This is a genomic window from Providencia sp. LY12 (genome assembly GCF_057621555.1).
This window is the reverse complement of sequence record NZ_CM172594.1, coordinates 481532-499284: the sequence shown is the minus strand read 5'-3', so window position 1 is coordinate 499284 and position 17753 is coordinate 481532. Positions and strand designations below refer to the sequence as shown.

Annotated in this window: 16 protein-coding genes; 7 read left to right on the top strand and 9 right to left on the bottom strand. The window is 40.8% G+C overall.

Annotation, left to right across the window (positions count from 1 at the left end):
• Positions 1-11 precede the first annotated feature (11 nt).
• From ACY3ZI_RS02200 to ACY3ZI_RS02180, 5 genes are all read left to right on the top strand, one after another.
• Complete coding sequence (locus ACY3ZI_RS02200) at positions 12-830, top strand: class I SAM-dependent methyltransferase (protein ID WP_487375912.1); 819 nt, start codon at positions 12-14, stop codon at positions 828-830.
• Positions 827-1672, top strand: a complete 846-nt coding sequence (gene modD / locus ACY3ZI_RS02195; protein ID WP_487375911.1) for a ModD protein — start codon at positions 827-829, stop codon at positions 1670-1672. Before ACY3ZI_RS02200 ends, modD begins: the two co-directional genes overlap by 4 nt.
• A gap of 141 nt (positions 1673-1813) precedes the next feature.
• Complete coding sequence (locus tag ACY3ZI_RS02190) at positions 1814-3844, top strand: TonB-dependent receptor plug domain-containing protein (RefSeq protein ID WP_487375910.1); 2031 nt, start codon at positions 1814-1816, stop codon at positions 3842-3844.
• A 452-nt stretch (positions 3845-4296) separates the two neighbouring features.
• Entirely contained in the window at positions 4297-5256 is a 960-nt protein-coding gene (locus ACY3ZI_RS02185; RefSeq protein WP_487375909.1) for a winged helix-turn-helix domain-containing protein, read from the top strand.
• Positions 5257-5733, top strand: coding sequence for a FidL-like protein (locus ACY3ZI_RS02180; protein ID WP_487375908.1), 477 nt, complete (start codon positions 5257-5259; stop codon positions 5731-5733).
• Positions 5734-5880: 147 nt separating this feature from the next.
• Here the strand turns inward: ACY3ZI_RS02180 and ACY3ZI_RS02175 are convergent, their stop codons facing one another.
• From ACY3ZI_RS02175 to ACY3ZI_RS02145, 7 genes are all read right to left on the bottom strand, one after another.
• A complete protein-coding gene (locus tag ACY3ZI_RS02175; protein ID WP_487375907.1) occupies positions 5881-6735 on the bottom strand; it encodes an MrpH family fimbial adhesin in 855 nt (284 codons plus the stop codon).
• A gap of 65 nt (positions 6736-6800) precedes the next feature.
• Positions 6801-7352, bottom strand: coding sequence for a fimbrial protein (locus ACY3ZI_RS02170; RefSeq protein ID WP_211887905.1), 552 nt, complete (start codon positions 7350-7352; stop codon positions 6801-6803).
• On the bottom strand, positions 7352-7846 hold the full coding sequence (locus tag ACY3ZI_RS02165; protein ID WP_036955377.1) for a fimbrial protein: 495 nt from the start codon (positions 7844-7846) through the stop codon (positions 7352-7354). The genes ACY3ZI_RS02170 and ACY3ZI_RS02165 overlap by 1 nt, the downstream gene beginning before the upstream one ends.
• A gap of 11 nt (positions 7847-7857) precedes the next feature.
• Positions 7858-8349 carry a fimbrial protein gene (locus ACY3ZI_RS02160; protein ID WP_211887906.1) on the bottom strand — a complete coding sequence of 164 codons (492 nt, stop codon included), beginning with the start codon at positions 8347-8349 and terminating at the stop codon, positions 7858-7860.
• Positions 8350-8360: 11 nt separating this feature from the next.
• The gene (locus ACY3ZI_RS02155) at positions 8361-9098 is read right to left on the bottom strand and encodes a fimbria/pilus periplasmic chaperone (protein ID WP_211887907.1); all 738 of its coding nucleotides are present in this window, start codon (positions 9096-9098) and stop codon (positions 8361-8363) included.
• A 34-nt stretch (positions 9099-9132) separates the two neighbouring features.
• The gene (locus tag ACY3ZI_RS02150; protein ID WP_487375906.1) at positions 9133-11622 is read right to left on the bottom strand and encodes a fimbria/pilus outer membrane usher protein; all 2490 of its coding nucleotides are present in this window, start codon (positions 11620-11622) and stop codon (positions 9133-9135) included.
• Positions 11623-11714: 92 nt separating this feature from the next.
• Positions 11715-12293 (bottom strand): fimbrial protein, encoded by a 579-nt coding sequence (locus ACY3ZI_RS02145; protein ID WP_036955392.1) that lies wholly within the window; start codon positions 12291-12293, stop codon positions 11715-11717.
• Positions 12294-13259: 966 nt separating this feature from the next.
• Here ACY3ZI_RS02145 and zur point away from each other — a divergent pair.
• The gene (zur, locus tag ACY3ZI_RS02140) at positions 13260-13775 is read left to right on the top strand and encodes a zinc uptake transcriptional repressor Zur (RefSeq protein WP_036955395.1); all 516 of its coding nucleotides are present in this window, start codon (positions 13260-13262) and stop codon (positions 13773-13775) included.
• Positions 13776-13933: 158 nt separating this feature from the next.
• On the opposite strand, the gene lexA is transcribed toward zur, so the two are convergent.
• Together lexA and ACY3ZI_RS02130 are read right to left on the bottom strand one after the other, a co-directional pair.
• Positions 13934-14551, bottom strand: coding sequence for a transcriptional repressor LexA (gene lexA / locus ACY3ZI_RS02135; protein ID WP_036955398.1), 618 nt, complete (start codon positions 14549-14551; stop codon positions 13934-13936).
• 137 nt (positions 14552-14688) lie between these two features.
• Positions 14689-15063, bottom strand: coding sequence for a diacylglycerol kinase (locus ACY3ZI_RS02130; RefSeq protein WP_154634461.1), 375 nt, complete (start codon positions 15061-15063; stop codon positions 14689-14691).
• A 124-nt stretch (positions 15064-15187) separates the two neighbouring features.
• Here ACY3ZI_RS02130 and plsB point away from each other — a divergent pair, with 124 nt between their 5' ends.
• On the top strand, positions 15188-17692 hold the full coding sequence (plsB, locus tag ACY3ZI_RS02125; RefSeq protein WP_487375905.1) for a glycerol-3-phosphate 1-O-acyltransferase PlsB: 2505 nt from the start codon (positions 15188-15190) through the stop codon (positions 17690-17692).
• The last annotated feature ends 61 nt before the right edge of the window (positions 17693-17753 follow it).

Here is a 17753-nt window from a genome sequence, read left to right as displayed (position 1 = left end):
GGTCAGGGATCATGCTTATTCACCAACTCGATTTTGCCGCGATGTATCAGCAGCATATGCAACAAGCCCAACGCACGCGCAAAGAACCAGAACATTGGGATAAAAAAGCCCACCAAATGGCGCAAAACTGTGCCAATCCGAACGATCCATACTTAATTCGCTTTCGCCAATTAATGGATTTTACGGGTGCAAAAACCTTGCTGGATGTGGGATGTGGACCTGGCTCTATTAGCCTTTATCTCGCTAACCAATTTCAATCTGTCACCGGCATTGACTACAGTGCAGGTATGCTCGAAATGGCCAATATTCGCGCCAAAGAGATGAATGTCACCAATGCGCAATTTAAAACCCTTGCGTGGGAAGATAGCTGGGACGACTTACCAAAAGCCGATATTTCTGTGGCCTCCCGCTCTACTCTCGTAGATGATTTAAAAGCTGCGATGTTAAAACTCAACCGCCAAACTAACTTGCGCGTGTATACCACTCACACCGTTAACCCGACATTTATTGATGAGAAAATTATCCGTGAAATTGGGCGCGAAGTGGTTAGCCTGCCAACCTATATCTATGCCGTGAATGTCCTGCATCAAATGGGGATCCATGCCCGTGTCGACTTTATTAAAAGTCCAAATCGGGGTGGATTCGATAACGTGGATGCATTTATCGACAGCGTAAACTGGTCGCTCAAAGATCTCACAGAAGAAGAAACTGAAAAGCTGCGCGCTTACTACGAGAAACAAACCGCCGATGGTAAAACCCTGCCGTTCCCATCCCGCGATTGGGCGATGGTCTCATGGGATGTAGTGGATGAAGCGGAACTGACATTATGATTTACTTGCCTGACACCCTAATTGACCAACTGCTTCTCGATGATATCCAGTATGGGGATCTCACCAGCCGCGCGCTTGGCTTACACACCCAGCAAGGCACCATGACCTTTACCTCGAAGCTTGGCGGCTGCGTCAGCGGGTTGGATATCGCCCAACGAATGCTCACAAAGCTGGGCATACACAGCGAATGCCTATTTCGTGACGGAGATATTGTGGAGCCACAAAGCCGCTTGATTAACGCGTCTGGCTCGGTTGAAGCACTGCATCAAGGGTGGAAGGCAGTCCAAAATGTCTTGGAATGGTGCGGTGGCGTCAGCCACTACACCCATCAAATGGTCACGATATTAAAAAGATATCACCCACATGGGCAGCTCGCTTGCACACGAAAAACCATTCCCGCGACCAAACCCCTAGCGTTAACGGCGATCCTCGCTGGCGGTGGCATTATCCATCGTGCTGGCAGCGCAGAAACTATCTTGCTGTTTACCAATCATCGCAACTGCCTTACAAACCCCGATGATTGGCAGTCTCATATCAATACGTTACAAGCAGCCGCGCCTGAGAAACAGATCATCGTTGAAGCCGATGATTATCAGCAGGCCCTGCTTGCCATTGATGCCAACGCCGATATTGTCCAGCTGGATAAACTTCCTGTGGAGCAGATTCAGCAATTGCAGCGCTTGGTGAATGAGAAAAAGTCCCACTGCCGATTATCCATTGCAGGGGGCGTTAACCTGCAAACTATCGAAAGTTTCGCTCAATCGGGTGTTCCTCTGTTGGTCACTTCGGCTCCCTATTACGCAAACCCGAGAGACATCAAAGTACAGATATTTAAATCTTAACAACCCAAATACATAGATTTAAAACCTTATCCTGCGGCTCACCGCGGGATGGTGTTTTATGGCAAAAGTGACGCCTATCGTTATATAAAAATAAATATATCGATATAAGTCGCAGGAAAAACTAACTGGAAATTATTAATAATGAAAATAAAACAAATTACCTATTTGATAGGAATGGCGTTATTCGCAACACAGGGGCAAGCAGCAACGACCTCTCCAGAAAATAATCAGGCACAAGCTGACGCTAGCCGCGATGTGATGTCAGTCTGGAGTACCCCACTCGCCGCTGATGCTAACGTGATTACTGAGTCGCAAATGAAGCAACTCAATAAAACCAACGTGGCTCAAGCTCTCAGCACCCTACCCGGCGTGGCGATTCAAAAATCCGGTAACCGTAACGAAACTCAAGTCAACGTACGAGGCTTTGACAGCCGCCAAGTGCCTGTTTTCTTCGACGGTATCCCGACCTATGTTCCTTATGACGGCACCCTTGACCTTGGGCGCTTTATGACCAGTGAACTGGCGAGTGTTGAACTGTCTACGGGGTATACGTCCCTGTTACAAGGTCCGAACTTAATGGGCGGCGCCATCAACTTAACCACCGCGACCCCGAAAAAACCGTTCGAAGCTAATATCAGCCTGAACCAAGGCTTTGCACGTGGGGCGGACAATGCCCATAACGTTAGCGCCCGCCTTGGTGGTCGCAATGATTTAGGTTTTATTCAAGTCAGCGGTAGCCAATATAAGCAACGCTTTATGGGTCTGCCTAGCTCTGATGACAATAATCCTTATGCGGGAACCCACGGGCGCCGAACTAACTCAGCCACCGATGATAAGCGTTTGATGTTGAAAATGGGCTGGACGCCACGAGAAGCCGATGAGTATGTGGTGACTTATATTAAGCAAGATGGTGACAAAAATAGTGCACCGAATGCCAACTCAGATAAGCAGCAGATCTGGCAGTGGCCTGCTTATGATAAAGAGAGCATCTACTTTAATGGCACCACCCAAGTCACTGACGGGATTGCCCTGCAAAGCCGCGTTTATCACGATTCATTCAAAAACACGCTGCACCAGTACAAATCGGTCAAAGATTATCAAAAAGGAAATTATAACTACAGCCGCTATGACGACTACAGCAACGGCGCAGACCTACGCGCTGACTTTACTGTGCGTGAATTAGATATGCTGTCATTTGCCGCACACTGGAAAGAAGACGTTCACCGCTCTCGCAGTAATAAAACCAACCCATTTGACCGTTATAAAGATCAAACCTGGTCTGTCTCCACCGAATACCAATGGGTCGCGACAGATAAACTCGATATCATCGGCGGAATTGGCTATGACTGGCGTGATAGTGATGATGGGAAACGCTATCTATACAATAAAAAAACCGGCGCAATGGAAGGCGTTCAACATTATGACAATAACAACCAACATGCCTTTAACTGGGAGATGATGGCGCGTTACCATTTAGAAAATGAAGATACCGTTCAATTCTCTGTATCCGAAAGAAGTCGATTCCCGACACAAAAAGAGCGCTACACCGAAAATAAAATGAGGAATAATGATTCATTCCTCATTAACCCGCATTTAGATGCAGAGCGTGCACTAACCTTTGATTTAACTTATAAAGGACATTTCACTCCAGTGTGGAGCTACACCGCAAGCACCTACTATAACCACGTTTCTGATGCCATTATGGCGCACCATGTAGGCGAAAATAAAAAAGGTGGCGCATTACTGCAAAACCGTAATAGCGGCAAAGTGGATTATATCGGCGCGGATTTAGGCACTACAGGGCAAATCACCGATTGGATGGAAGCAGGTGTGAACTACAGCTATATCCACGCGGATCCGAAACACTATAGCGTACGCCATGTTGCAGAGCTGCCAACCCACAAAGCGTTTGCTTGGGTGAAATTTACCCCATATGAGCCAATGAGCATTACAATTACAGAAGAAGCCAGAAGCTGGGCATTTAACTATGTAGACAGTGAAGATAAGGTACGCGGCTTCGCCAAAACTGATCTCCGCGTGGATTATGACTTAGGGCATGGGCTATCCGTGAACAGCTCAGTCAACAACCTGTTCGACAAGTCTTATGAATATACTGATGGCTATATAGAAGAAGGTCGCAACTATTGGCTAGGAATTGAATATAAATACTAATACTTAATTTTATAAGGCAAGATATTACTTTCTTGCCTTATAAATTGAGAAATAAATTGCCTTATCAGTTAATTTGACCTATAAATAGAATTAAGCGAAATCCCTTAGGATAATTCTTATAAATAACTCTACTTAGCACCCTAGAAATTTAGTTTTATCTACCGATATAACAACAAAAACGAATATATTTATAATAATAAACTAGCAATAATATTTCATTTAGTTTATTACTCCAATATGATATTCAAATCAATATTTTTGCTAATTTATAGCAAAAAAGCTCATCTCCGAATACTTGAAGTTATTCCAATCCCTATTTAGACTATACCTATAATTAAATTAATAAAAATATATAAATCCCCAGAATAAATTTAACTTAAATTACACTAAGCCACTAATTAATAGTGGCTTAGCTATTGAATTATTTGAATTTCAGAGAGCAGACGATAACTATGATTGAAAAACATGATTATACAATCGATAACAAGTTTATTTTTGAGCACAGGACAAGTCGTATTTTTCTAAAAGATGATCCAGATCAACATATTGAATTATCTAAACCTGCCGCTCGATTATTTGGTGAAATCCTTTTATTAAATTTAAAGAAAGGCATTGCAACACGAGACGAACTTCTTACAAATGTTTGGGAAGAATATGGTCTGGTTGGATCAAATAATAATTTAAACACCTATATCAGCGAAATAAGGAAAAAACTTGAGCTGGTTGGTATTGATCCAAAAACAATTGTTACGGTTCCCAAAAAAGGATTTAGAATTGATAGTCATCTATCCAGTATTGCAATGGATAATGACAACAAGCAAACTGTATCCAATGAAATTATCACTTCAGATAATTATGGAATAACAGAAACACTTGTCACCCCATCTAAGAATTTGCTAATACCCAAAAATACTGAACTGACAAAAGTCGCTATTTCAGAGGGTGAAAATGAAATTTTAGAACTTAATACTTCAATAAGTAATAGTACAGATAATTCAACGACAAAACCCATTGCAACTTCAGAAATCATTGCCACTAAAAATAGCAATCTAAAAGGTAGAATGCTTTTATTCGCTATCATTTCATTCATCTTGATTGGATTATTTTACTTATTTATCAACATACTAAAACCAAACAATGATGAAAGGAATAGCTATACAACATTTGGAAATCGAGATAATTGCGTATTTCAATCACCCATCAAAATGAATGAACAGGCAAAAAAAACCAATCTCGATTTTATTAATAAAAAATTAGATAAATATAATATTGCCTGCGAAGAACCAAAACGAATTATTGTTCTTTCAGATGTCAATGCCTCTTACTCATTCGATAAAAATGCTGCAATTAGCGTTTGTAAAGAAAAAAATAATAAGTTTGACTGTGTTTCTATTAACGATCAGAGAATTTAAATGAAAAAGTATCTTATTACTGCGGCTCTAGCTGCGGTTATTATCCCCATTACTTATGTTACCTTTGCAAAAGATAAATATGATGTAAAACTTTGTCATTCTGAAATTGTTTGGATAAAAGAAAATGGCACACCGGATGGTATTATCCTTAAATCTAAAATGTCATTACAGGTTTCAGACAATCATAATGGTAGAATGAATTTTTATGGTTATATAAAAAACCAAGAAACCATTTATCGATTAGATCGTGCTATTTATTTTTCCTATACACCGGTAGATAAAAAGGGTAATTATTTAATTGTGATGAATTCCTCATCAGTGACAAACTCTGACAGCACCCCTAATGACGTATTCACCAATTTCATCCAATTAGAAAAAGACAAAATAAAATATTATGTAAATGTGACTAGAATGGAAGATAATGTTTATATTTTGAAGGATGAGGCCTATTCTGCCTTCACTTGCTATGTTGAATAAGCATAAAGTTTAATAAGTTCTATATTAGAAATGCATATTTTAGAGTAAATAAAAAAGATTAAAAAAAAGCCTACCAACATTTACGTTTAAGTAGGCAAAACCGTCAACATGGGAAAATGACGAATACAAAATTCTTAACGCTTTACATCATGGAATGGTCATTACCAGTGTAATAACACCACTAAAGTTACCCGGCGCAACCGTACCATTCGTTTTTAATACAGATTCTACTGTCACAAGCTCATTCGTATTTGCTCTTGCATTGATAATCGTGCCAAACCAAGCTGGTTGACCGTTCAATGTCACTCGTGACATCAATTCACCATTCGGACGTAAATACACGTATTCCTGCAACACGTTTGAAGAAACTTTTACAGGCATGTTTTGATTACAAACAATAGAGAAAAATCCGCGTTGTGAATCTCCATTCAGATCACTGGCATTCAAAGATCCATGATCTAATTCGAGTCGATTATTTGCCACATAATTAAAGTAGCATTTACCCGCTGGTGGTGGTGCAATACCACAAATTCCACCAGGTAACATAGTTCCGTAGGCGTTAGACTTCGATGCTTTTAAAAAGATCCCGACACATTCATCGGTTGTTATGGATCCAGAATGTCGACTTTCCCCTCTTCTTGGAAACGAAAGACCACATTGGCTTTGAGCCGCATTAATAATGGCTGACATAGAAGTATATGTGGCAAAGTTAATACTACATTCCCAGTCAGTACGCGTACCACTCCCCCCTGTATCCTTACCTGAGTGTAAGTGGTTGATAGAAAAGTAACAGTTCTTTGCTCCTGCGGCTCCTAATACAGACACACAAGGGTTACCTTCTGTCGAAGAGCTCGCGCGCCAATAATCCATTTGGTAATAATAAGTATGGCTACTCCCTGAAGAAACAATATCTTCAACATATGAGAAATAGACCGATGCATAGCTAAGAGAGCTTATAAAAAGCAACGTTATTAATAATAGACTTTGAATTCGTTTTCCCATTTCAGTTCTCTTTATATACTTAGTAAAATTTAGTTAGATCAAAGAAATATGCTTTGATAATAAAATTACTCGTACTCAAATATAAATGTTGCAGTAGCTGATATTTTACCGACTTTCACTTGTTTATTATTCACAACATCCGATGTCGCTTTGATAAATGAATTAAACTGTAATTCATTCTTACCTGCTTTACTGATTGGCATTAGCGATGAAAATTGGTTAATTTTCATCGGGGTTCCATCGGTTAACTCAATAAAAATACCTAATCCAGGGTTTAAATCACTGCCCGTCAACGCGAGGGAACCTGGCAACAGTAAGTTTTCAGTTCCTGAGAATTTTACTTTCAACTTTTGCGCAATGGTCAAATCACAATCTGACAACACTAACGTGAAGGATTCATTCGGAAATTGAAATCCCGGCTCATAGATATCCAACAGTCGGATATCACCAAAATCGACTTCAACCTTTGAATTTTCTGGTAACACCACACAAGGTGCGTTCACCAGCGTCCCTTTGATTTTCATATTATTCTGCGCGGCTTGTGCAGGCATCGTTGCTACCGCAGCGAGGTTTCCCAGTAATGCAAATAAAATTCCAAAACGTATTTTCTTATTCATTATTGGTACTCCACTAGCATGGTTCCGTTTGCAATAAAGTCGCCCGTTTTCAGCTCTTTATTACCATCACGAACCAATACAGCCCAAAGTACCCCAGGGTTACTTGGGTTAATTAAATATTTTTTGCCTAAATCTAAAGTTTGATCGCCCAGTTGAAATTTAACCGCAAGATTGGTAATTCCTGTATTCAACCCATTAGTATCAAATGCACTTTTTGCGCCATTTAATGTTAAATACATGGCCCAGTTGTTCTTGTTTTCTTCACACTGGATTTGGTAATTCACTTGTCTCTTTTGAGCATTACCTTGAATGGATTTAATGGAAACGTTACCAAATTCCACTTCAATATCTTTACCATTATCAATATGGCACGGTGGCGGCGTGATTAAATTACCTTTAATCAGAATGTCTGTTTCGTTATCTCTCGCCGTTGAAGAGAAAGGGAATAAGATAAACAGTAAAAACACCCCAATAAGCTTATAAATGTCCCGCATGTTTATCACCCTTATTGATACTCAACTTTGAGTGTCGCATTAGCCGTGAAGGCTTTCGCTGGCAAATCAGTACCACTTTTCTTCACCAACACCGCAAATAATTTAGTCGGTGATGCAAAGTTAAAGGCACGCCTAGTTTTTAATGGGAAATCGCTGGTATCCGCCTTAAAAAGGACACCGAGATTATCGACACTCGTTTTAAGCACCCGCTGGTCAAATGCAGCGGGCGTGCCGTCAATATACATATTCAATTTTGGCTGAACGCCGTCTTTACAGGTAATGGTGTAGTCCATTGGCTGTTTATACATTTCACCTTCAATACGCGTTGTCATGACATCGCCAAAATCGACTTCTATGGCTTGTCCATTATTAATCTGGCAGGGTTTGGATAAGACGACACCTTTAATTTCTACATACAGGTAGCCTGAAAACCCAAGGGCACCTGACGTAAAAAGAGTCGATGATATCAATAATACCTTGGCTAAATTTTTAATAGACATCATAGCGGTAGACCTTATTTTCTAGGTACGACAGAACACTCAACCGCGCTGCAGTTAAATTTCAAATCAATCGTACCGCCAAAATCGTTGAGATATACTAAGGTTGGTGATGTCCCGATATCCCCTGCACTTTTTCCTAAACTCATTTCACCGCGAGGTGGAACCATAATAGGTTCAAAACCAGTTACTTCTGTCTTACCTTTATTTAATTTAGTTACTGACAAGAAATAAGGGGTTGGGTTTTTGACGATATATCCACTACCCTGTTTCACCAGTTTGATGTCGTTTTCTTGAGGAATAGTTTCCATTCTATCTTTCGTTGCAATCGCAGCGGGACGATAGAACAGTTTAATTTTTGTTTGTAACGCAATTTGTAATACGTTGGCTTTCTCACTGCGCGGTGGTATTTCTCGCACGTTTAGGTAATAAACGCTTTCCTGATCTTTCGGTAATTTAGCAATAGCAGGCACAGACTGAATTTTAATTTGGCTTTTTGAATCCGCTTCAAGTCGGTGTACCGGTGGCGTCACAATAAAGGGAGAATTTACTTTTTCATCTTTATCGTTTTCTATCCATGCTTGCGCCAAATAAGGGCTAGTTTTGTGTTCATTACTCAAACCAACGCTCACTGATTTATCGCCCTCGTTGTAAATCACACGAGTTCTATCAATAGCAATGGCTGCATAAGCTGATTGAGCCAGTAATGAGGCGCTTAAAATAGCGACTGCATTGCGTTTAGTTAATAAATTCATATTTTCACCGTTGACGTTAAAAATTTTTTTTTAATTATTTACATGGCAGTAAAACATCGTGCTCCATGTTGCTATCTAATTTTTCAGGCAGTTGAATATGACATGACGTATCATCACCCCATGTCACATCAAGCGACTCTGATGGGTTAACACCCGCTAAGTAAACAAAACCTTTATCTGAAATAATTCCGACTTCTATTTTTTTCGCATTTTTCACTGAAGCCCCAAATGGTGGGTAGCTTCCATCAGCTAAGCTGATAATTCCCATTAATTTTTCACCCGTGATGACATTAAATTTACGGTAACCAATGGCACCTTCTGTCAGGGTTGCATACTGTGTCGATTGCAGCGCTTCTGCATTGTCCGGCACATTTTTCAGATCAATATTTAAATTATTACGGTTGTAGTCCATCACACTAGTGATCACGGCTTTACCGTAACGGTTGGTTTTCACTGGTGTTACTCCATTTAAGATGGGTACATCTGCGACACCATTAGTATCGACTAATATTCTTGATCCGCCACTAATTGAGTTATTACGGTGTATCGCGCCACCTTCACCCGTCATTGTCATACCGCCTTTTAACTGCATAGAAACGGCGGTTTGGTTATCCTGAATATAGGTACCGCTCAAATTCAGCTGGCTTCTATCGCCATCGTAACTGTATGTGCCCGCAGTCGTGACTTTATCTTTATCCCAGTTACCTGCAGACACTGAGTAAGAGGAGCGACTATCAATTCGGCTATAATAGTTAACGTTATTGGAGTTATTCCCCCCAGAATAAGAACCTGAATAGCTTATGCTCGACTCATTTTTATCTAATGGGATCATGAGGTTTAAATAAATACCATCATCATCATTGTCGCGTGATTTCGTTTTATATGCCGTTAAGCTCAGACTGATGTTTTTAACTTTGCCGATATCAAAATAGTTTGAAAGCGTAAAGTTATACTGGTTGGTTGATGCTCTATTCCAATAGGTTTGGTGCGAATAGTTTAAATACATATTGGCGTTATAATCAGGGAACGCCGTACCAAAGATAATGGTATAAAGTTCTTTACCGCTATCGACCTTATCGCCTTTATAGCGACGGTCAATAAACTGACTCATTGACATATAATTTCGTTCAGAGAATCGATAGCCCGCAAACGTAATCTGGCTGTTAATTTCATCAAACTGCTTAGAATACGTCAGGTTATAAGAGTTACCGGTTAACGTTTCATTGTCATCCAGTCGCCCCATTTGCGCGCGAGAAATGTTGATGTTTCCAGATAAAACACCAAATGGCGCAAAGTCACGACCTAAACCAAATGCAACGTTTTGATATTCAGATGATGCCTGTAAACCACCATAAACCGTGATATTGTTTGTCGCCCCCCAAGAGAGCGATCCCATGCTAAATGCAGGGCCTTGAGTATCATGGTCATCTTTTGTCGGTTTACCCATCACAAATTGATAAATCAGCTGACCAGGGCGTGTCAACGTACCCAGTCGAGAGGTTTCCACTCGATAGCTGCTTGTTGTGCCATCTTGTTCTTGAATCACTACATCCAGCGTACCGCCACCGAATGAGTTCACATCCTGAATACGGAATGGACCAGGACTAACTTCTGTTTGATAAATAATACGACCATCTTGTTTTACCATGACTGTCGCATTCGTTTTTGCAACACCCGCAATTTCAGGCGCATAGCCTTGTAAGCGAGGTGGCAACATGGATTCGTTGGTTTCTATACTTGCACCAAGATAACGAATACTATCGAATAAATTAGAGGTTAAATATTGTTCACCTAGCGTTAAACGAGCGCTCAGTGAACGAATCGCTCTATAGGCGTACAATTGGTTCCAAGACCATGATTTACTGCCTTTATTCAGCTCACCATTTTGAGTTTGCCAATCGGCACGCAAACGCCATGCACCGAAGTTTGCACCCATTGTCCCTGTGGCCGTCAGACCTGATTTCGTTCCTTTATCGCCGGTTTGTTTATTAACAACGCGTCCTGTCGCGTTATAGTCAATAAATGCACCCATGATCCCGTCATCCCAACGAGATGGTGGGTCCCAATCAGGGTCTGAGTACTCCATGTAGGCCTGAGGAATATTGAACTGTACAACGTTCTTTGCCAAATCCCCTTGAATGGTCATATCCGGAACTGAACGAATATCCAAACATTTTCCATCATCTAACCATTTGACTTGGTTATTCCACTCCTTTTTTAATCCCAATAATGCATAAATTTCAGGCGTGACACATGCCAACGAAACTTTGTCGTCGTAATTAGGATTAAAAAAGGTGATAGGTTGTTCCATAGAAACTTTAGCGCGGTTAACTTCAATCGCTAAAGAGTAATCCCCAGGAGGGACATAGTTGGCGTGAGAGAACTTACTGAAGTCGACGTTTTCTTTACCTTCAGAATCAATGAAGTCGGTGTTAAAATCAACGGCCTCTTCAGAGAATGCAACCATTGGCGTTAACATTAAAAGCATTAATTTTGTAATTAGATTTAGCTTCATGCTTTTCATTAACTATGCGCCTATACAAACAGATACAGTGAAGACGATATAAGAAATATGGCGTATGACTACGCCATATTGTTCTCTATAGAAACTGACTATTATTGGTAAACAATTTTGAAGTTAGCTACAGTGTCAAAACGACCTGTAGTAGCTTTTTGAGTTGGATCTTCGTTACCTTTAACGTACGCTGCGAAGTGCAGAGTAGTTTGTGAACCGTCACCATTGTTTAACGCGTAGCCGTCACCAGTACCTGGGAATGCTTTACCGAATTCAACGATTTTGTCAGCGCCGTTAGTGATTACGATACCAGCGTTTTTAACTTTACCGCCTAAGCCCAGTAAGTCACCAGTGAAGCCTTGGAAACCGTTTACTGTAGAACCAGTAAATGTGATTTTTGCGTTTTTGTAAGTTTCAGTAGAGCAGTTTTTCAGAACGATATCGAACGCTTTGCTGTCTGAACGGAATTGGTTAGAAGTCAGTTCATGTAACGCGATTTCGCCGAATTCAACTAATTGCTTCAGGTTGTCAGCATCGATTGAACATGGAACGTCGTTAATGAAACCAGTAAAACGGATTTCACCTTGTGAGCTTTCTACTGGATCAGCAGCTAAAGCAACACCTGAAACGCCAACACCTAAACCTAAAGCTAGAGTTAATGCTAATTTATTCAGTTTCATAAAAGTTTTCCTTTAAATGAGTAGGAACTGCTATTTCTCTTTTTCTCTTTCCTGTTTCCACTGATGCAAAATTAAGTCCATTTACTTAATCAGTGCACCCTTGAAAAATTCCTCTAGCTTTCCTACTTGATGAATTTCATTCAGGTTAGAGATTTTTTTATATAAACGAGCTCCATCTCATTTATGTGATTTAAAAAACAGAAATCATTAAGCCAACATTCTCACTTCTAAATTAATTACTGAGTCATTCATTAATTAATTAAAATTGATATAGAACACTAAATGAATTCTGATAACTACCTTGTGATATTTTCTGATGTCAATTCTACATACGTGACATATGCTGTCAAAAACCACCCAAATAAAGCGTTGACTTGGTTTTTTATATCGACAAAATGCATAAGGGCAACTTTTATCCACTGAATGAGTAATTAAATCTAAAGAAATGATGAATTACTTAGAAAGATTTATATGAAGACTTCATTTTGCATTTATAAAAATGTCTAAATATTGCAAAAAACCTATAAATATAAAAATCTATATTTATATTTAAATACAACTTAATAAACCTATCAGATGCAAATTTATTGGATTTAACATCTATCCAGCGTCTTTTTCGCATCAGTAATCGCTACATAAGAAAGAAGGGGTAAGATAAGTCTTAATTAAAATTAACGCCAAATAGTAACAATGAATTTCAATAATTGTTTTTATTTGGTTAAATTTAACACCCAATGATTAACTAAAATGTAGCAATTAATGATTTATTTAAAATAGAAAAAACCATCTCTTAAATAAGGAGTTCATTTTTTATTAATGTTGCCTTTATTAAAGTTAAAATTGCGTATTCAATTTAGTAAGAAATTGTTTATTTCATCACCACCATTTCAAACACAACAGAAATGGAAGTTATGGTAAACTAAACAGTAATAAAAACTTGAAGCTATCTAGGTGGGGCCAAACAAGATGAAAACAATCAGTGAAGACATGCTGCTTACGACGGCCGAACGTATTTGTCAGTCTCGAGGCGTGCGTTTGACCCCACAAAGAGAGACTGTTCTGCGATTAATAGCGCAGCAACACGGTGCGATCAGTGCTTATGATCTACTAGATTTACTACGTGAAATAGAGCCTCAGGCTAAACCCCCTACCGTTTATCGCGGTTTAGAGTTCCTCATGGAACAAGGATTTATTCATAAAATTGAATCCACAAACAGCTATGTGGTTTGTCACCATGTGGATAATCCAAGCCATATTTCAGTGATGTTGATTTGTGATAATTGTGGCAATGTGACCGAAAGTGACTGCACGACTATCGAACAAGCGATTAGCACACTAGCGGAAGAAAATCATTTTCATCTCAGGCATACGGTGGTAGAAAACCATGGTTTATGTCAAAAATGTTTTGAGATTTCCAATTGCCAAGATCATGAACACTGTGAGCATAACCATCACGCCACGGTCAGTTCAAAAAAGAAGTGATATAGAATAAGTGGTCTACAGGAAGTAAAATAAAGGAAGCTATATAGCAACATGGAAGATGGCTATATAAAGAAAAACAGTATGAAAATAGCTATATAAAGAAAGGCTATTCAAAAAATAGAGATATTGAGTCTGCTGCCAGACTCAATCACTCATCATCAATGCCAGTCACTGTTACGGATAACCCCAACAGCTAGACCTTCGATAGTAAAATTCTGTTCGCGTAAATCAACCACAATTGGTGCAAAATCAGAGTTTTCAGCAATAAGCTCAACGCGATTGCCTTGTTGCTTAAAGCGTTTAACAGTAACTTCATCTTCGATACGTGCCACAACAATTTGCCCATTATGGACATTCTGTGTTTTATGTACCGCAAGTAAATCACCATCCATGATACCGATATCTTTCATCGACATACCATTTACGCGTAATAAAAAGTCTGCGTGTGGTTTAAATAATTCTGGGTCGACTTGGTAATGGCTTTCAATATGTTCTTGTGCAAGCAATGGTTCGCCAGCAGCAACACGTCCAATCAGAGGAAGTCCTAAATCTTCGGATTCTTCTTCTAACAACAGACGAATGCCTCTGGAAGCTCCAGAAACAATCTCAATTACCCCTTTACGAGCTAAGGCTTTTAAATGTTCTTCTGCCGCATTAGGCGAACGAAAACCCAAACTTGCTGCTATCTCAGCGCGTGTTGGTGGCATGCCCGTTTGCGAAATGTGGTCACGCACCAGATCGTAAACTTGCTGTTGTCGAGCTGTCAGTGCTTTCATCCCGTTCCCCTGTTTGTTTATACAGTCAGACTGTGAGTATATACAGGTAAATGGGTATTGGGAACTGTTAAATTAGCCAAAACCTGCTTTTGTTGATGAATTTCTGGCTTTTTATCTCTTTTACTGTTTTTAGCCCACTAAGCCGTAAAATAACGTGCCCATAATACGGTTCCCCAGATAAACAGAGCTAATCCTATCGTGACGAACACAGCTGCGGAGCCGATATCTTTCGCTCGCCCAGATAATTCATGGTATTCACTGCCAATACGATCAACAACCGCCTCAATTGCACTGTTAATTAACTCAACGATTGCGACTAATACAACTGAACCAATCAACAAAACTCTGTCAATTTGGCTAATATCCAAGTAAAAAGCTATAATTATCGCAATGATAGCAGCAATCGCTTCTTGACGAAATGCGGCTTCATTTACCCATGCTGCTTTTAAACCTTTAAGGGAGTATCCAGCCGCTTTGATGACCCGAGTGAGTCCCTTAGTTTGACTTGCCATATTTTTTCCTTAATTTTTAAACAATAATCAACTTTTGCAGTCAAAGTGAATTATCGATAACAGATCTAAACGTTGCTTTCTGCTATGATTGCGCAGCATTACTAACAAGAGGCTATAATCATTTATGTCACTATGGCGTAAAATATATTACAACACGTTGAATTTACCACTGAAATTATTGGTAAAAAGTAAACTAATCCCAACGGATCCGATAACAGAGTTACAGCTTGACCCAAGCAAGCCAACGCTGTACGTCTTGCCATATCACTCAAAGTCCGACCTGCTCACGCTTCGCCAACAATGCTTAGCGATTGGTTTACCTGATCCGCTAGTGGATAACGACATCAATGGCACCAAGCTCCCAGCCTATGTGTTTATTGATGATGGCCCGCGCGTGTTCCGTTACTACTCCCCAGATCCACGTAAAGAGTCAGTAAAAATATTCCATGCGTATCTGGATTTGCATAAAAACAATCCAAATCTTGATATTCAAATGCTACCTGCATCCGTCATGTTTGGACGTGCGCCGGGTCGCGAAGGGCATAAGCCTGCCCCGCTAAAACTCTTAAACGGTGTGCAAAAATTCTTTGCAGTCCTGTGGTTAGGGCGCGATAGCTTTGTACGTTTCTCTCCGAGTATTTCTCTTGGCCAGATGGCGCAAGAACATGGCACCGACACCATCATTGCCAATAAACTTGCTCGCGTAGCACGTATTCACTACTCTCGTCAGCGTTTAGCTGCGGTCGGGCCAAAACTGCCTGCCCGTTATGAGCTATTTAATAAGCTGCTATCCTCTAAAGCGATTGAAAAAGCCGTTGAAGACGAAGCGCGCAGTAAAAAAATCCCATTACAAAAAGCCCAGCAAAATGCCGTGGCGATGATGGAAGAGATTGCTGCTAACTTCTCTTATGAAGCAGTGCGACTGACTGACCGTGTACTCGGTTGGACATGGAACCGCTTATACCAAGGGATCAACGTTCAACATGCTGAGCGCGTTCGCCAGCTGGCGCAAGATGGTCACGAAATTGTGTATGTGCCCTCTCACCGTAGCCATATGGACTACCTGCTGCTTTCTTATGTGCTTTATCACCAAGGCTTAGTGCCACCACACATTGCGGCGGGTATTAACCTTAACTTTTGGCCAGCCGGTCCTATTTTCCGCCGTTTAGGTGCGTTCTTTATTCGCCGTACGTTCAAAGGCAATAAACTCTATTCCACCGTATTCCGCGAATACCTTAGTGAGCTATTTGCTCGCGGCTATTCGATTGAATACTTTGTGGAAGGCGGTCGTTCACGTACAGGTCGCTTACTGGAACCGAAAACCGGTACCTTGTCGATGACCCTACAAGCGATGCTACGCGGAGACTCCCGCCCTATCACCATCGTTCCTATCTATATTGGTTACGAACATGTGATGGAAGTGGGAACTTACGCAAAAGAGCTGCGTGGCGCTGAGAAAGAGAAAGAAGGCTTCTTCTCCATGGTACGTGGTCTGCGTAAACTACGTAATTTGGGTCAAGGTTATGTGAACTTTGGGCAACCAATTTCACTGACCCAGTACTTAAATAACCGCGTACCAAATTGGCGTGAATCTATCGACCCGATTGAACCACAGCGCCCGAGCTGGTTAAACCCAACCGTCAGCAGCTTAGCCGATAACATTATGGTGAATATCAATAATGCGGCAGCTGCCAACGCGATTAACCTATGTTCAACGGCATTGTTGGCTTCACGTCAGCGCTCGCTCACCCGTGAACAACTGCTTGAACAAATCGAGTGCTATCTACAGCTACTGCGCAATGTGCCTTACACTGCCGATGCAACTACGCCGAACAAAACGGCTGAAGAGCTGCTTGAACACGCTTTGCAGATGAACAAGTTTGAAGTCGAAAAAGACAGCATGGGGGATATTATTATTCTGCCACGCGAAAATGCCGTCTTAATGACCTATTACCGTAACAATATTCATCACTTACTGGTTCTGCCTTCGCTTATCGCCAGCATTGTGCTGCACCATGAGCGCATTAGCCGTGATGCAATCCACCAGCAAGTTGCGCTGATTTATCCATTCCTGAAAGCTGAGCTGTTTATGCGTTATGACGCAAACGCGCTTACGGAAACAGTGGATACATTGATTGATGAGCTGAATAACCAACAACTGATCTGCTTGAAAGATGAGAATATGGTGGTGTTAAATCCTCGCCGTATCCGTCCGTTACAGCTACTGGCAGCTGGTGTTCGTGAAACACTGCAACGCTACGCCATTACACTGTCATTGCTCAATGCAAGCCCAGAAGTCAGCCGCAATACGTTAGAGAAAGAGAGTCGTATGCTCGCGCAGCGTCTGTCCGTTCTGCACGGTATTAACGCCCCTGAATTCTTTGATAAAGCCGTGTTCTCAACACTGGTCGATACCCTCAAAGAAGAAGGCTATATCGACAATAACGAGAATGATATTTTCTCGACGAATGCGAAAAACTTGTACGCCGTGCTTGCACGCTTGATGTCACCGGAAATCCGTCTGACCATTGAGAGCGTTAGCCAAACTGAAGAACTTTCTGCACCAAAACCAGCGCCGAAAAATACGCCGGAAAGTGCTGATGCAGACTCAGAAACGCCGCAAGAGTAATATCACAAGTCAATGATATTCAACAATAAAAAAGGGTAACGCATCTGCATTACCCTTTTTC

Excerpts from the sequence above, each read along its gene's own strand:
- ACY3ZI_RS02200 (WP_487375912.1), top strand. The coding sequence starts at position 12 with ATGCTTATTCACCAACTCGATTTTGCCGCGATGTATCAGCAGCATATG.
- modD (WP_487375911.1), top strand. The coding sequence starts at position 827 with ATGATTTACTTGCCTGACACCCTAATTGACCAACTGCTTCTCGATGAT.
- ACY3ZI_RS02190 (WP_487375910.1), top strand. The coding sequence starts at position 1,814 with ATGAAAATAAAACAAATTACCTATTTGATAGGAATGGCGTTATTCGCA.
- ACY3ZI_RS02185 (WP_487375909.1), top strand. The coding sequence starts at position 4,297 with ATGATTGAAAAACATGATTATACAATCGATAACAAGTTTATTTTTGAG.
- ACY3ZI_RS02180 (WP_487375908.1), top strand. The coding sequence starts at position 5,257 with ATGAAAAAGTATCTTATTACTGCGGCTCTAGCTGCGGTTATTATCCCC.
- ACY3ZI_RS02175 (WP_487375907.1), bottom strand. The coding sequence starts at position 6,735 with ATGGGAAAACGAATTCAAAGTCTATTATTAATAACGTTGCTTTTTATA.
- ACY3ZI_RS02170 (WP_211887905.1), bottom strand. The coding sequence starts at position 7,352 with ATGAATAAGAAAATACGTTTTGGAATTTTATTTGCATTACTGGGAAAC.
- ACY3ZI_RS02165 (WP_036955377.1), bottom strand. The coding sequence starts at position 7,846 with ATGCGGGACATTTATAAGCTTATTGGGGTGTTTTTACTGTTTATCTTA.
- ACY3ZI_RS02160 (WP_211887906.1), bottom strand. The coding sequence starts at position 8,349 with ATGATGTCTATTAAAAATTTAGCCAAGGTATTATTGATATCATCGACT.
- ACY3ZI_RS02155 (WP_211887907.1), bottom strand. The coding sequence starts at position 9,098 with ATGAATTTATTAACTAAACGCAATGCAGTCGCTATTTTAAGCGCCTCA.
- ACY3ZI_RS02150 (WP_487375906.1), bottom strand. The coding sequence starts at position 11,622 with ATGAAAAGCATGAAGCTAAATCTAATTACAAAATTAATGCTTTTAATG.
- ACY3ZI_RS02145 (WP_036955392.1), bottom strand. The coding sequence starts at position 12,293 with ATGAAACTGAATAAATTAGCATTAACTCTAGCTTTAGGTTTAGGTGTT.
- zur (WP_036955395.1), top strand. The coding sequence starts at position 13,260 with ATGAAAACAATCAGTGAAGACATGCTGCTTACGACGGCCGAACGTATT.
- lexA (WP_036955398.1), bottom strand. The coding sequence starts at position 14,551 with ATGAAAGCACTGACAGCTCGACAACAGCAAGTTTACGATCTGGTGCGT.
- ACY3ZI_RS02130 (WP_154634461.1), bottom strand. The coding sequence starts at position 15,063 with ATGGCAAGTCAAACTAAGGGACTCACTCGGGTCATCAAAGCGGCTGGA.
- plsB (WP_487375905.1), top strand. The coding sequence starts at position 15,188 with ATGTCACTATGGCGTAAAATATATTACAACACGTTGAATTTACCACTG.